14 protein-coding genes are annotated in these 14993 nt (G+C 53.0%); 10 read left to right on the top strand and 4 right to left on the bottom strand.

Annotated features, from left to right (window positions below):
• Positions 1-53 precede the first annotated feature (53 nt).
• Genes Q0775_RS07660 through Q0775_RS07650 form a run of 3 tightly spaced genes read left to right on the top strand, consistent with a single transcriptional unit; the run spans position 54 to position 4953 of the window.
• A complete protein-coding gene (locus Q0775_RS07660; RefSeq protein WP_298858931.1) occupies positions 54-1772 on the top strand; it encodes a glycosyltransferase family 61 protein in 1719 nt (572 codons plus the stop codon).
• Positions 1773-1831: 59 nt separating this feature from the next.
• Positions 1832-4090 (top strand): NADP-dependent malic enzyme, encoded by a 2259-nt coding sequence (locus Q0775_RS07655; protein ID WP_298858929.1) that lies wholly within the window; start codon positions 1832-1834, stop codon positions 4088-4090.
• On the top strand, positions 4087-4953 hold the full coding sequence (locus tag Q0775_RS07650; protein WP_298858928.1) for a ribokinase: 867 nt from the start codon (positions 4087-4089) through the stop codon (positions 4951-4953). The genes Q0775_RS07655 and Q0775_RS07650 overlap by 4 nt, the downstream gene beginning before the upstream one ends.
• Here the strand turns inward: Q0775_RS07650 and msrA are convergent.
• On the bottom strand, positions 4950-5618 hold the full coding sequence (msrA, locus tag Q0775_RS07645) for a peptide-methionine (S)-S-oxide reductase MsrA (RefSeq protein WP_298859986.1): 669 nt from the start codon (positions 5616-5618) through the stop codon (positions 4950-4952). The two genes, Q0775_RS07650 and msrA, sit on opposite strands and share 4 nt — an antisense overlap.
• Positions 5619-5753: 135 nt before the next feature.
• Between msrA and Q0775_RS07640 the strand changes: the two genes are divergently transcribed.
• Positions 5754-6449, top strand: a complete 696-nt coding sequence (locus Q0775_RS07640) for an HAD family hydrolase (RefSeq protein ID WP_298858927.1) — start codon at positions 5754-5756, stop codon at positions 6447-6449.
• Between the two features lie 161 nt (positions 6450-6610).
• Here the strand turns inward: Q0775_RS07640 and Q0775_RS07635 are convergent, their stop codons facing one another.
• A complete protein-coding gene (locus Q0775_RS07635; RefSeq protein WP_298858926.1) occupies positions 6611-7828 on the bottom strand; it encodes an argininosuccinate synthase in 1218 nt (405 codons plus the stop codon).
• A gap of 130 nt (positions 7829-7958) precedes the next feature.
• On the opposite strand from Q0775_RS07635, the gene ilvA reads away from it, so the two are divergent.
• Positions 7959-9191 (top strand): threonine ammonia-lyase IlvA, encoded by a 1233-nt coding sequence (ilvA, locus tag Q0775_RS07630; protein WP_298858923.1) that lies wholly within the window; start codon positions 7959-7961, stop codon positions 9189-9191.
• 9 nt (positions 9192-9200) lie between these two features.
• Entirely contained in the window at positions 9201-10007 is an 807-nt protein-coding gene (locus Q0775_RS07625; protein ID WP_298858921.1) for an SDR family NAD(P)-dependent oxidoreductase, read from the top strand.
• Here the strand turns inward: Q0775_RS07625 and Q0775_RS07620 are convergent.
• Positions 10004-10336: an Hpt domain-containing protein gene (locus Q0775_RS07620; protein WP_298858919.1), complete on the bottom strand. Its 333-nt coding sequence runs from the start codon at positions 10334-10336 to the stop codon at positions 10004-10006. The two genes, Q0775_RS07625 and Q0775_RS07620, sit on opposite strands and share 4 nt — an antisense overlap.
• Positions 10337-10462: 126 nt before the next feature.
• Between Q0775_RS07620 and Q0775_RS07615 the strand changes: the two genes are divergently transcribed.
• Complete coding sequence (locus Q0775_RS07615; protein WP_298858917.1) at positions 10463-11743, top strand: SpoIIE family protein phosphatase; 1281 nt, start codon at positions 10463-10465, stop codon at positions 11741-11743.
• Here the strand turns inward: Q0775_RS07615 and Q0775_RS07610 are convergent.
• Positions 11722-12168, bottom strand: coding sequence for an NUDIX domain-containing protein (locus tag Q0775_RS07610; RefSeq protein ID WP_298858915.1), 447 nt, complete (start codon positions 12166-12168; stop codon positions 11722-11724). The two genes, Q0775_RS07615 and Q0775_RS07610, sit on opposite strands and share 22 nt — an antisense overlap.
• Positions 12169-12248: 80 nt before the next feature.
• Here Q0775_RS07610 and Q0775_RS07605 point away from each other — a divergent pair, with 80 nt between their 5' ends.
• From Q0775_RS07605 to Q0775_RS07595, 3 genes are read left to right on the top strand one after another with little or no spacing between them, the layout of a single operon-like run.
• Positions 12249-13229 (top strand): Hsp33 family molecular chaperone HslO, encoded by a 981-nt coding sequence (locus tag Q0775_RS07605; RefSeq protein ID WP_298858913.1) that lies wholly within the window; start codon positions 12249-12251, stop codon positions 13227-13229.
• Complete coding sequence (locus Q0775_RS07600; RefSeq protein WP_298858911.1) at positions 13222-13818, top strand: CoA pyrophosphatase; 597 nt, start codon at positions 13222-13224, stop codon at positions 13816-13818. The genes Q0775_RS07605 and Q0775_RS07600 overlap by 8 nt, the downstream gene beginning before the upstream one ends.
• Entirely contained in the window at positions 13794-14978 is a 1185-nt protein-coding gene (locus tag Q0775_RS07595) for a CCA tRNA nucleotidyltransferase (RefSeq protein ID WP_298858909.1), read from the top strand. The genes Q0775_RS07600 and Q0775_RS07595 overlap by 25 nt, the downstream gene beginning before the upstream one ends.
• The last annotated feature ends 15 nt before the right edge of the window (positions 14979-14993 follow it).

Here is a 14993-nt window from a genome sequence, read left to right as displayed (position 1 = left end):
TGCGGTGAATGTGTTAGAACAACCTCCAATTCCTCCGATAGAGGTTGAAACCTGTGCGCAACAAGATTGACCTTTCCGCAGATCCAGAAGCGCTGTTCCTCAACCCGTGGCAGGATGAGGGCCTCAAGCTACTTAGACGACCCAAGTTTTTCTGGCGCACGATCCCACCAGCCACGATTGTCGGTTTCGCCGTGAGTGCCCACCCTGAAATTAACGAAAAAATCCGATCGTTTGTTAGATCTGTGGACCGCCATAAGCGGTTTAAGAGTGCGGTGGAAATCAACGCAGTGCCCGCAGTGATCGAGCGTGCCAGTTTTCGTAAATCGCACGCGATGGCGGGTGACAAACTTGTGCTGTCTGGTGCATCTGCAACGCGACTATTTAATAGCTTTCGGTTGGAGAATGATAGCGAGGAAAGGCCATCAATCGAAGCTCTTAACGCCTATCTCAAAAAATGCCGATCAGGGAATGAAGGTCGGAAAATTGGTGAAGAAAAAACCTTTTTAGAGTCTGATTTGGACTTCGCTATCGAGTGTCGGAACACCTTCAACTATTATCATTTCATCACAGAATCACTGAGTCATCTGTGTGTTCTTGATGACGTTGGATTTCAGGGAAACATCTATTTTCACTTCCCAAATCAGGAAGAAAAGCACCGTGAATTTGCCGACGCTTTTGTTGCTGCGTTATTCCCTGAATTCTTGGGGCGGGTATTCTTTGAGCGCACTCCGAAAGACTATGACCTCGTGTTGACTGCCTATAACTTTATCGGCGGTATGTGCCAAATGCCCCAAACTGATCTGGAAAAGCTGGCGGATATTGCGCCTGAGGGTCACATCTTTGGCAGCATCGATTTTCTACCCGTGTTAGCAATGAACGCAGTAAGCACTCCTTTGCTCGCGTTGAGAGAGCGGGCGCTCAAGGCAATAGAAGGGCGCGATTTTGGGTATCTGCCAAAACGGTTCTTTATTGGTCGGGGGAGCGCACAAAGCAGGCCGCGTCCATTGGCGGGGCAGGATTTGTTGCTGGAGCATTTGCAGCGGTTTGGGTTTGAATATGTAGTGTTCGAAGATCTTGAGCCATTGGAGCAAGTTGCATTGATGGCGCAGGCCGAAATGATGATCTCGAACCACGGTGCGGGCTTTACGAATATGCTGTTTGCCAATCCCGATGCTTTCGTAATTGAGCTTGGTACCCTACAGACCGCCAAGACACGTTGGGCAGATTTTTGGCCTCTCGCGCATGCAAGCCAGTGTCGCTACCTCAATTTCTTTGCGGACTTCAACAATGACGACACGTTGGCTGAGCCTCAGTTTAAAACTGAGGGGATTGTTCCAACAGCCGTCTCTGATTTTGGCGCGGCCCAAGTGGTGTCTTTTATCGTAACGGTGCTGGGTCAGATACCAACCATGCCTGACCCGAAAAGTCTTCATGTGCTGGGCGACCGCGTCCTCAAGGCAGGCGCCGCCGCTCGGGCGCTGGCTCTTCTGGCTCAGCACGAGAAGATGGTCACTGCCGACCTGGATCTGTGTATCTTATGTGCCGATTGCCACAAAGCGTTGGATCAACCGAAATCGGAACTTATCGCCCTTGAGCAAGCATTCAAGGCAGATCCAGCGCGCTGGCAGACCCTTATCAGGATAATTTGGTGCGCAAATCGCTGCGAGCGTGCACAAGTCATCCGCTGGGCACTGTCGCGCCTTGCCGCCGATTTTCCTGAACGCCACGATGCATTTGTTGCCAACCATGATTGGCTAAGGTTTGTCGCCTGATTGTGCGCAGACGCGGCGCCAGCTATGAAAGATAAAATCAAATTGAGAGTGCCAAGCCTGTGACCAAAAACAAAGTAACATCCGAAGAGGCACTTGCCTTTCACCTTGAGCCTACACCGGGAAAGTTCGAGATTTCCGCCACAGTTCCAATGGCGACGCAGCGTGACTTGTCGCTTGCGTATTCTCCGGGTGTTGCGGTCCCTTGTGAGGCAATCGCTGCCGACCCGCAGCTGGCATACGACTATACCAACAAGGGAAACCTAGTCGCTGTTATTTCAAATGGGACTGCTGTTCTGGGCCTTGGCAATCTTGGTGCTCTGGCGTCCAAACCTGTGATGGAGGGGAAGGCCGTATTGTTCAAACGGTTTGCCGATGTGAACTCGATCGACCTTGAACTGGACACCGAAGACACCGAAGCCTTCATTAATGCGGTCAAGTTGATGGGCCCGACATTTGGTGGCATCAACCTCGAAGATATCAAGGCGCCCGAGTGTTTCATCATTGAGCAGCGTCTGAAAGAAGAAATGGACATCCCCGTTTTTCACGATGACCAGCATGGCACTGCTGTTATCTGTGCGGCTGGTTTGCTTAATGCGCTCAAGATATCGGGCAAGAAAATTGAAGATGTGCGCATAGTTCTCAATGGTGCGGGGGCTGCTGGCATTGCCTGTCTTGAGTTGCTCAAAGCAATGGGTGCCCGGCACAACAATTGTATCATGTGTGATACCAAAGGTGTGATTTATCAGGGTCGTACCGAAGGTATGAATCAGTGGAAGTCAGCCCATGCCGCCACCACGGAGGCGCGAAGCCTTGCCGACGCGATGGATGGCGCTGATGTGTTTCTTGGTGTGTCGGTCAAAGGTGCCGTTACGCCCGAGATGGTTGCGAGCATGGCCGACTATCCCGTAATTTTTGCCATGGCGAACCCCGATCCCGAGATAACGCCAGAAGAAGCACACGCTGTGCGTGCCGATGCCATCGTTGCAACAGGGCGTAGTGATTACCCGAACCAGGTGAATAATGTCCTCGGCTTTCCTTATCTTTTTCGTGGGGCGCTGGATATCAATGCACGCGCCATCAACGATGAGATGAAGATCGCCTGCGCCCACGCCCTTGCCCAGCTGGCGCGTGAGGACGTGCCGGACGAAGTGGCGCTCGCCTACGGCAAGAACCTAAGCTTTGGCCGTGACTATATCATTCCGACGCCATTTGACCCGCGCTTGATCCACCGCATTCCACCTGCTGTTGCAAAGGCGGGGATGGATACGGGGGCTGCGCGCCGTCCCATCATTGATATGGATGCCTATGAGCAAAGCTTGAAATCCCGTCTTGATCCGACAGCAAACGTGATGCGGGGTATCAATGCACGTGCTCGGACAAATCAAGCGCGTATGATTTTCGCAGAGGGTGATGATCCAAAAGTGCTCCGCGCAGCTGTGATGTATCAGCGGCAAGGGTTGGGAAAAGCGCTGGTTGTTGGTCGCGCCGACGATGTGAAGGCAAAGCTGATCAAGGCTGGCATGGAAGACGCGACGCGGGAATTGGAAGTCGTTAATGCGGGCAACACCCAGCATTTGGATATGTATAAATCATTCCTCTACAAACGCCTTCAGCGCCGCGGCTTTGATAGCAAAGACATTCACCGCCTTGCTGCAACGGACCGTCATGTATTTGCGGCCTTGATGCTGGCACATGGGCACGGAGACGGCCTTGTGACTGGAGCGACCCGTAAATCAGCGCATGTTTTGGACCGGATCAATCATGTGTTCGATGCCAATGCAAAAGCGGGGGCCGCTGGGATTACGGCTGTACTCCACAAGGGCCGGATTGTGTTGATTGGCGATACGCTTGTGCATGAATGGCCCGATGCGGAGGACCTTGCCAATATTGCAGAAAGTGGCGCACGTGTTGCGCGGCATCTGGGGCTGGAGCCGCGTGTGGCATTTGTTAGCTTTTCAACCTTTGGCTATCCTGTGTCCGAACGGGCAGAGAAGATGCACTTAGCGCCCGACGTTCTTGATAGTCGTGGCGTCGATTTTGAGTTTGAGGGTGAAATGACCGTTGATGTCGCACTCAATGTCGAGAGCCAGAAAAAATATCCTTTCTCCCGCTTGACAGGTCCGGCGAATATATTGGTTGTGCCCGCCCGACACTCTGCCAGTATTTCGGTCAAGTTGATGCAGGAAATGGCAGGGGCGACAGTAATCGGTCCGATCCTCACGGGGCTGGATCAGTCGATTCAGATTGCTTCCTCCACATCGACGACAAACGATATTCTCAACATGGCGATCCTCGCAGCCTCCAAGGTGGGCGGATGATCTGGAACCTCGGCTCGATCAATATCGATAACTTTTATGAGGTGCCTCATTTACCTGCGCCTGGCGAAACACTGGCAGCGCTCAGCTATGGGTTCGGGCTTGGTGGAAAGGGTGCGAATATGTCGGTCGCGGCGGCCCGTGCTGCCGCACGTGTTTCCCATATCGGTGCGATTGGTCCGGATGGACGCTGGACTCGCGACCGATTGATAGAATACGGCGTCGACACCCCACATATCGCTCAGATCGAAGTGCCAACGGGCCACGCAAATATTGTGATAGATCCGGAGGGTGAGAACAGTATCGTTCTGTTTCAAGGGGCAAATGTGCACCTTACAGAAGCAATTATCGGCGCTGCCCTGTCCGAAGCGTCGCACAAAGATTTTCTGCTCATGCAGAATGAAACCAATGGTCAGGAATATGCGGCGACTACAGCGAAATCACTGGGTTTGCGTGTCGCCTATGCCGCCGCACCTTTTGAGGCGGCTGCGATCGAGCGCTTGTTAGGTCGTATTGATTTGCTCGTTCTCAATGAGGTTGAGGCGGCACAGTTGGAGGCCTCTACAGGCAAACCCGCTGAAGCGCTGGGCGTTGCGGACGTTGTGATTACATTAGGCGCAAAAGGTTGCAGATGGGTCTCTAATGCAGGGGAAAAGCACTTTGACGCTTATCCTGCAGATGCTGTGGATACTACTGGCGCTGGTGATACCTTTACAGGTTATCTGGTTGCGGCCTTGGATCGCGGTATGGAAATGGAGGTAGCAATTGACCTTGCGCTCAAAGCAGGTGCCCTCATGGTGACGCGGCGCGGCACTGCGGATGTGATCCCTGACCTCAAGGAAATTCAGGACCATTTCGGGATTTAATCCACAAACGGAGCTGCCGACCCCCACAGTTCTTTTACCCGTGCGTCACGACCGCAGGCTTTGCGATACGCTTTGTATGCGTTTGCTTGGCTTTTGGGGCCAAAGCGTGTGAGTACCAGTTTCTTACCTTTAGCATAATCCTGATGGTAGGCCTCTGCGGGGTAAAACTTGGTCGCGCTCAAAACTGGCGTAACGACTTCTTTGCCTAGCTCTTTTTCAGCATCAGCCTTTGCGTTCTCCGCTGCTGTTTTCTGATTGTCAGTTGCAAAAACTGCAGTGCGATAGCTGAGGCCACGGTCACAAAACTGACCTCCGGCGTCCGTCGGATCAACCGAGCGAAAAAAGAGATCGAGAAGGGTGTCTGCGCTCACGATGGCTGGATCGAAGGTAATTTGGACAACTTCGTAGTGACCTGTGTTACCCCCAGTGACCTCCTTGTAGGTCGGGTTCGACGTGGCCCCACCAGCATAGCCGGAGACAGCATCGGTGACACCTTCTACCGTTTCGAAATCAGCTTCAACGCACCAAAAGCACCCTCCGGCAACGGTGAGTGTTTCGGAACCTGCGGCCTGTGCAGGCATTGCTTGGACGAAAAGGCCCACTACAATCAGTCCTGCAAGACTGAAGACTTTGAGATTCTCGATGATGTTCACAATACTCTCCATTTTTCCAAAGGCTGGACCGAATGATCCTAGCACGCAACGGGCGATTGGCATTTTCACGATCTGGTGTATTCAGTTTACCGTGATGTGTGCGACCTAAACCCGCAGAATAGCGTGAACGTTTCAGAGGATATGAAGATGCGAATAGCAATGTGGTCCGGCCCGCGTAACTTGAGCACGGCAATGATGTACGCATTTGGGGCGAGGGCTGACTTTTCGATTATGGATGAGCCGTTCTATGCGGCCTATCTTTTGGCCACGGGCGCGGACCACCCCATGACGGCTGAAATCGTTGCGGGGCATGAAACCGACCCGCATAGCATTGCAGAAACCTGCAAGAGAGACGGCACACCGCATATCTATATGAAGCATATGCCACATCACATGCTGTCTAACTTCCCGCTGGACTGGGCCAAGGATTGCGTGAATGTGCACCTGATCAGGCACCCTGCGCGTGTTATTGCGAGCTATGCTGCCAAACGCGAAGCGCCAACATTGAAAGACATCGGATTTGTTCAGCAAGCAGAAATCTACAACAAGCTGGGCGGGATTGTGATCGACAGCACTGATATTCGGGCCCAGCCTGAAATGATGCTACGTGCACTGTGTAAGGCGATTAATTTGCCATTTGATCCTGCAATGCTCAAATGGCCTGCTGGCCCAAGAGCAGAGGACGGTGTCTGGGCGAAACACTGGTATGGGGCGGTGCACAAAAGCACTGGAATTGCGGGGGCAGAAGGGCCATTGCCAGAAGTGCCAGAAACACTCAGATCCATACTGGATGCCGCGCTCCCTTACTACTCAGGGTTACGTGATGCCCGCATTTCCCCGTGATTGGATAAATTCCGCTGTTAAATGTTCAGCGTTCTTAAACAGTATCTATGCAACTACGGTTGTGTAGCCGGTTTCCGGTATGGTTAACGAGTAAGCGACCCAGGCTCTCTCAGTCTGGGTCGCTATTTTTTGGTTTAGGACGAAGCAGGATTGGCGCGTCTCTACTTCATCCGCTTGTCGCGTGCGGCCAACAGCTTTAGGCGGAGTGCGTTAAGTTGGATAAATCCTGCCGCGTCTTTTTGATCGTAGGCTCCCGCATCATCTTCAAACGTTACATGCGCCTCGGAATAGAGGCTGTAATCAGACCAGCGCCCAACGGTGCGCACATGTCCTTTGTAAAGTTTCAAACGAACAGTACCTGTGACGTGTGTTTGGCTGGCGTCGATGGCGGCTTGCAGCATTGTGCGTTCTGGCGAGAACCAGAAACCGTTGTAAATTAACTCGGCGTATTGCGGCATTAGCTGGTCTTTGAGATGCATTGCGCCACGGTCCAGCGTGATAGATTCGATTGCACGGTGCGCTTCGAGTAACAGCGTGCCGCCGGGTGTCTCATAGATACCGCGTGATTTCATGCCAACGAAACGGCCTTCAACCAGATCAAGACGACCACAGCCGTGTTTGCCGCCCAGCTCGTTCAGCTTGGTCAGCACTTCAGCGGGGGAGAGGTTATCGCCATTCACGGAAACCGCATCGCCGCGTTCGAATCCGACTTCAACATACTCAGGCTCGTTTGGTGCATCCTCTGGCGCGACGGTGCGCTGGTAAACATACTCTGGCGCATCTACGGCAGGATCTTCCAGAACTTTGCCCTCTGACGAGGTATGTAATAGGTTCGCATCAACCGAGAAGGGCGCTTCGCCGCGCTTGTCTTTTGCAACGGGGATCTGGTTCTGCTCTGCAAACTCAAGCAACTTGGTGCGGCTGGTCAAATCCCATTCGCGCCATGGGGCAATTACTTTGATGTTAGGATCTAGGGCGTAGGCGGCCAACTCGAACCGAACCTGATCGTTACCTTTGCCAGTCGCACCGTGGGCTACGGCATCTGCGCCAGTCTCATGGGCAATCTCAACCAGACGTTTAGAGATCAGCGGACGCGCGATGGAAGTGCCCAACAAGTACAGCCCTTCGTAAACTGCATTGGCACGGAACATCGGGAATACAAAATCACGCACAAACTCTTCGCGGACATCTTCGACGTAAATCTCCGACGCACCCATCATCTCCGCTTTGGCGCGCGCAGGCTCCAACTCTTCGCCCTGACCCAGATCAGCGGTGAAGGTTACAACCTCACAACCATATTCGGTCTGGAGCCATTTGAGGATGATCGAGGTATCGAGGCCACCGGAGTAGGCGAGCACAACTTTTTTGGGTGCAGACATGATCTCTTCCTTTGTCGCGTTTCGCGGGTGGCGTATCGGGTTTCGCGCCGTACAGCAAGTGAGATGGGTTTATTGACGGGGGTGTCTGGGGGTCCTATCCAAGACAGGCGCAATACAAGGGCCGCAGCACATGAGCGATGATTTCCAAATGGGCGCAATTGCCGCCACTCGTGCCATGCGTGCGGTGTTTCCTGCTACGCCCCTCCTTAAGAACGAACATCTGTCAGAGCGGTATGGTGCCGAAATTTACTTGAAGCGTGAAGACCTTAGTCCCGTGCGTTCATACAAATTGCGCGGCGCGTTTAATGCCATGCGCAAACTGATCCCAGAACATCAGCTTTTTGTCTGCGCGTCTGCTGGCAACCACGCACAGGGTGTTGCTTTTATGTGCAGTCATTTCGGCGTGCGGGGCGTCATTTTTATGCCTGTCACCACACCTCAGCAGAAAATTCAAAAGACCAAGATGTTCGGTGGAGCCAACATCGAAGTGCGCCTTGTCGGCGACTATTTTGATCAAACCCTAAAATCTGCGCAAGCATTCTGCGCGGATGAAGGTGCTTATTTCTTATCACCGTTTGACGATGATAATGTAATAGAGGGGCAGGCCTCTGTCGCGGTTGAGATTGAGGACCAGTTGGGCGGCGTACCCGATCATATTATCCTGCCTGTCGGGGGCGGGGGCCTGTCTGCGGGCACGCGTGCCTTTTTCGGGGATCGCTGTACTTATACTTATGTAGAGCCGACAGGTGCGCCCAGCCTTGGGCGCGCTTTGGAAGAGGGTGCGCCGATTGATGTATCACCGATCAATAGTTTTGTTGATGGTGCTGCGGTTGCCAAAATCGGCGTGCGAACATTTGAAAAACTGAAAGACGCCAAGCGTAGCGATGTTGTGCATCTGACCGAGGACCGCATCTGCGTGAGCATCATCGAAATGCTAAACGTTGAGGGAATAGTGTTGGAGCCAGCAGGTGCCTTGAGCATTGAGGCGCTGGGCGAAGTTGCGGAGCAGATCAAGGGCAAGACTGTTGTCTGCGTCACTTCTGGTGGCAACTTTGATTTCGAGCGGCTGCCCGAAGTGAAGGAACGTGCGCAGCGATATTCGGGTCTAAAAAAGTACTTTATTTTACGTATGCCCCAGCGTCCTGGAGCGCTCAAAGAGTTCCTGAACATTCTCGGCCCTGACGACGATATCTGCCGCTTTGAGTATCTCAAGAAATCGGCACGCAACTTCGGTTCGGTTCTGATCGGAATTGAAACGCTGAACCCTGACACGTTCCCACGCTTCCTCGCCCAGCTTGATGACGCAGGGTTCACCTATACAGATATCACCAATGATGAGACGCTTGCCCAATTCGTGATTTAGGAGAGCGCTATGGATATCTCGGGCAAGTCGATCGTTGTTACGGGTGGAGCAAGCGGCATCGGTGCCGCACTTGCACGGCAAGCCGCCGAAGCGGGTGGTAAGGTCTGCATTGCCGATCTCAACATTGATGCGGCAAATGCTCTTGCGCAGGAAATTGGCGGCATGGCAGTGGCCTGTGATGTGACCTACGAGGCGCAAATCATTGCGGGGATCCAAAATGCTGAAGAAGCGCATGGACCCGTAGATATATTTGTCTCGAATGCTGGATTGGGGCGCGGTGATCCCTCTCATGCGGCGTCAGCCTCCGATGCGGATTGGACGCTAAATTGGAACGTCCATGTTATGGCGCATGTTTGGGCTGCTCGTGCATTGTTGCCTGCCATGATTGAACGAGGATCGGGGCATTTTGTGAATGTTGCCTCTGCTGCGGGGCTCCTAAACCAGATCGGCGATGCGGCGTATTCTGCGACCAAACACGCTGCTGTCAGCTTTGCCGAATCTCTTTTAATCACGCATGGAAATGATGGAATTGGCGTTTCAGTTGTCTGTCCCCAATACGTTGCAACGCCGCTCTTGGGTCTGGGCGATGGCGATGCGCAAGGGAATCTGTTGACTGCGGGAGACGTGGCCAAATCGGTTTGGCAAGGTGTTGCTGACGGAACTTTTGTCATCATGCCCCACCCTGATGTAGCGAAATATAATGCGCTCAGGGGGGCTGATCCAGCGAGATGGATTAAGGGTATGCAAATGCTACGGGCAAAGGCAATGTCCGAGTATGGTGGTATCAGCGTCCAGAATTTTTATAAGTTGATCTAAATATGAGCGGGATTCTTCAAACCCTCAAAAAATGCATCTTTGCTGTTATCAAAGCAGGAAAGGATGGGAGGTAGGTCGATTTCATTTGCTTTGCCTTCGGCTGCGAGTGTTTCACCTGTCTGACATAGGGCCGAAAACTCTGTGAAACCAAGGTTGAGTGCGCTGCCTTTTAAAGCATGTAAATCCTCGCCTAGATTTTGTATTTTCGGCGCTTTGCGCAAGCGGTCGACCATTTCCGAAACTTCGTCGATGAAAATGTCGACAATGTCGTCGAAATCCTCCGCTCCAACCTCATCCCGCAATGTTTTGACCCTTGTCCAGTTGATCATCTTGTGTCTCCTGATTACCCGAAAAGCTGTAAGGGCAACTCGTTAAAAGTTTGTGAGGAGGGGGCTTCACGGCCTGTTAAGACGAGGCCGCTATTTGTGACATTACGTCCAATTAGCGAAAGTACTATGCCCTCAGTTCCAACCCGCCCTATCCCGCTTTCCACATTGCCTCATGTTGGGGCGATCCGACGTGTGCTAGTGGTAGATGATAGTAAGTTGCAGCGTAAACTTCTGACCATTGCTCTCAAAAAGTGGGGATTTGAGGTAATGGAAGCAGAAGGTGGTGAAGAGGCGCTTGACCTTGCTGCGGATAATCGGCCTGACCTTGTATTAAGCGACTGGATGATGCCGGGCATGTCTGGTCTTGAGCTGTGCCAGCGGTTTCGAGCATTAGACGGCGACGAGTACACCTACTTTATTCTCCTCACGTCAAAAAGTGACAAGGAAGAGGTTGCGCGTGGACTGGACAGCGGCGCAGATGATTTCCTGAGTAAACCTGTCGATAACAATGAGCTGCGCGCACGCATAACGGCGGGTGAGCGGCTCATTGAGATGCAGCGGAGCATGGTGCAAGCAAACCGCGCTCTCAGCGAGACATTGGGCGAATTACAACAGCTGTACGACAACATCGACAGCGATCTGCAAGAAGCGAAAAAGCTTCAACAATCCTTGGTGAAGGAACGGTTTCGAGCGCTGCCTGTTGGGGATTTATCCCTGATGCTGCGCTCTTCAGGGCACGTGGGCGGCGATCTGGTCGGATTCTTTGAAGCTGGACAAAAACATGTTGGCCTATACGCCCTTGATGTGTCTGGTCACGGTATCAGTTCTGCGCTGATGACAGCGCGACTTGCCGGATACCTTTCGAGTGCAGCGCCGGACCAAAATGTTGCTTTGCACAAGAACACTAAAGGCGAATTCGTCCCACGTTCGCCGGACGAGGTTGTTGCTGATCTCAATAATCTGGTTTTGAATGAAATGGAGACAGAGCATTATTTTACGCTTCTGCTTGCCTTTGTCGAGCTTGAGACAGGTCAAATGATACTCTCGCAGGCGGGTCATCCCCATCCCGCGATCCAACGCGTAGGAGGTGAAATCGAGCTGATCGGCACGGGCGGTTTTCCCGTCGGGCTGCTTTCCGGGGTGAGTTTTGAAAAGTTTGAACTCACTTTGGCGCGCGGGGACCGGATATTGATCTTGTCGGATGGAGTTACTGAATGTCCAGGACCAGACGGTACGATGCTCGACGAAGACGGCTTAATCACCCTGATGAATGATCTATCTGCGACGCACGGTCCAGCATTTCTCGAAGCAATGATATGGCGGCTCACAGAGTTCAACGGGAGTGAGGATTTTCCTGATGATGTCTCTGCGATCCTGTTCGAATATCAGGGCCTAGAGGCGACATAGGCCGCCATAAACATGCGGTCTCCTTCATTGCCCAACGATGCAATTGCGTCATCAGCATCAAGGATCAGTGTTTCATGGTTTGGCTCTGTAGGGGGATGGATCTGGCGTATAGGTCGCGCCACGTAAACATGGCACAGTTTTTCTGCCCAAATGTCATAGTCAGGCATGAACACAAATCTGCGAAAAGCACCAAGGCGGCGGGGCTGACTAATGGACCAACCGATTTCTTCCCGCACCTCACGGTAAAGCGTTTGCAAGGGGCTTTCTCCCGGATCAATCCCGCCACCGGGAAGCTGGAACTCAATCGGTTCAAGCATACTGGCGGTGAGCAAAAATCGCCGTTTGAGAGGCAAAATAGCATAGGCCCCCGCACGCAATTTGTAAGTCTGGCCCGGCTTTGGGGTCTCTCCAACACGTCTGATCATTACAGCCCCCTTTTTGTCGCGGCTTGTCGGCCCTACATAGAAGCGGTATGCCAAGTGCTTCGCGGTAAGGATAGACGAAAATGACAGACGCAAACAACAGCGGGTGGGACGATACGGTTCTGCCTTTCCAACTTGACAACTCCGACATGCGCGGGCGCATTGCACGGCTTGATACTGCATTGGCGGGTATTTTGGAGCAGCATAACTATCCGCCGGTCGTTGAGGCGCTTGTGGCCGAAATGGCATTGCTTACCGCATTGATCGGTCAGACGATGAAGTTGCGCTGGAAGTTACAGTTACAAGTACAATCGGACGGTCCTGTCCGGATGATTGCAACAGATTATTATGGTCCCAGCGAAGAAGGCGCACCTGCCCGCATTCGTGCCTACGCCAGTTATGACGCGAATCGCCTCACCGATGGCGCTCCGATCGAGCAGGTCGGCAAAGGGTATTTTGCTGTAATGATTGATCAGGGAAAGGGTACCACACCCTACCAGGGCATCGCACCGCTGTCGCCTGAGAGCCTGTCAAAATCTGCTGAAGGATACTTTGCCCAGTCCGAGCAGCTACCGACGCGATTTGAGCTAAGCTTTGGCAGATCAACCACTGCTGATACATCCGAGCATTGGCGTGCAGGTGGCGTGATGTTGCAACATATGCCAAAGGCATCGCCCTTTGCCGCCCAGTCGGAGGGTTCTGGTGAAATCATGCAGCCGATTGATCTGCTTGAGGATGACGAAAAGGAAAACTGGAACCGTGTGAACATTCTGCTTGATACGGTGGACGATCTCGAACTAATCGGGCCAACCCTAGAGCCGTCCGATGTTTTGTTGCGTTTGTTCCATGAGGAGCGCCCCCGCGTCTTTGACAAGCAGCGCGTGCATTTTGGTTGCTCTTGTTCCGAAGATCGCGTGCGGCAAAGCCTGTCAATCTATTCGGCCAAGGATATTTCTACGATGACAACAGATGAGGGGCGCGTGACTGCGGACTGTCAGTTCTGTGGCGCGCACTATGACATTGATCCCTTAACTGTGGGTTTCGATGCTGAGAAGAATGCGTAGCACCCTTGATCATTTTCGGACGGCGTTGGCGCAAACGGGCGTTGGGTCGTCCGACTTTGATTTAAATCCAGATACCGTCCTGCCAGCAGAGCGAACACTACGTCCCGCCGGAGTGCTTGCGCCTATCATAGAAACGGATCAGGGGCTCTCTTTATTACTGACCAAACGTTCGGCTGCGCTCAAACATCATCCAGGTCAGATTGCGTTTCCTGGTGGCAAGCAGGACGAGGGGGATTTCGATGTCATCGCCGCAGCCTTGCGTGAGGCGCATGAGGAGATCGGCCTGCCGCCTGACTGTGTGGAGATACTCGGGGCTTTGCCCCCGCATGAGACTGTCACAAGTTTCCAAGTGACCCCCGTCATAGGATTTGTGCACAAGCCGTTTTCGATTGTACCAGAGCCGGGCGAAGTAGACGAAGTCTTTTCTGTGCCGCTTGATCACGTGTTAAACCCTGACAATTATATCATCCAGTCACGGCGTTGGCGTGGGCAGATGCGCCACTATTTTGTAGTCCCTTACGGCCCCTATTACATCTGGGGCGCGACTGCGCGTATGCTGCGGGCATGGACCGAGATTATTCAAAAATAGCATCTGCAGATGCACCATGGCTTAGCGCTCCATCTGCGCAGGCTGTTTGTGATGCGATTGTCAGTGGTGGCCATCAAATTTTTTACGTTGGCGGTTGTGTGCGCAACGCGCTTTTGGGCGCTCCGGTCAGTGATGTCGATATGTCGACCAACGCAACACCACAGCAGGTCACGGCCCTTACCAAGGCGGCTGGACTCAAACCCGTCCCCACTGGAATTGATCACGGCACGATTACGGTCGTATCAAGTGGAACCGGTTACGAAGTGACCACCTTTCGTCGTGATGTAGAGACCGATGGCCGCCGCGCTGTTGTGGCATTTTCCAATGACATTACCGACGATGCCAGACGTCGGGATTTTACCATGAACGCGCTTTATGCCGATTCAGATGGCAACGTTCTTGATCCACTTGGCGGACTTGACGATTTACGTGCGCGGCGTGTCAGGTTTATTGAGGATGCCGATCAGCGTATTCGCGAGGATTATCTTCGGACTCTGCGGTACTTCCGCTTTCATGCGTGGTACGGGGATACCTCACGTGGCATGGATGCCGATGCTCTTGCCGCAATTTCAGGAAATTTGGACGGATTAGAGACGCTTTCAGCAGAACGTATTGGCGCCGAGCTGAGCAAGCTTTTGAGCGCTCCTAATCCTTCTACTGCACTGGCCTCTATGTCCCAAACAGGCGTTTTAGGGACCATTTTGCCCGGTGCCGATGTGCGCTTTGTGATGTTGATGATCCATAGCGAAACCATGGCAAGCATCGCACCGAATTGGATTGGGCGGTTGGTCGCGTTGGGCGGGGAGGGTGTGCCGACACAGCTACGCCTGAGTAAGGTAGACCAGCGGATGTATGACGCTATAAAGGTCGCCGCGTTTGAGGAAGTATCTCTTGCGGCGGTTGCGTTTGAATATGGCGAAGATATAGCTGTCCAAGCCTACCTGATCCGCTGTGCAATCGGAGAGACGCTGCCTGACGCAGGGCAACTTGAGCAGCTGGCATTTGCCGCCCGTCAGGAGTTTCCGGTCAAAGCAGCTGATCTTATCCCAAAGTATCAGGGTGCCGAATTGGGCTCGCGTCTTTCCCAGTTGAAAACGGCATGGATTGCGTCAGGTTTCGCAATGAGTAAACAAGACCTGCTTTCACTACCCGCGCCTTAACACAGCGTCGTACGA

The sequence above is a fragment of the uncultured Sulfitobacter sp. genome (genome assembly GCF_947499945.1).
Classification (GTDB): Bacteria; Pseudomonadota; Alphaproteobacteria; order Rhodobacterales; family Rhodobacteraceae; genus Sulfitobacter.
Note: the sequence above shows the minus strand (reverse complement) of the source record. Positions and strands in the feature narration are given on the sequence as shown.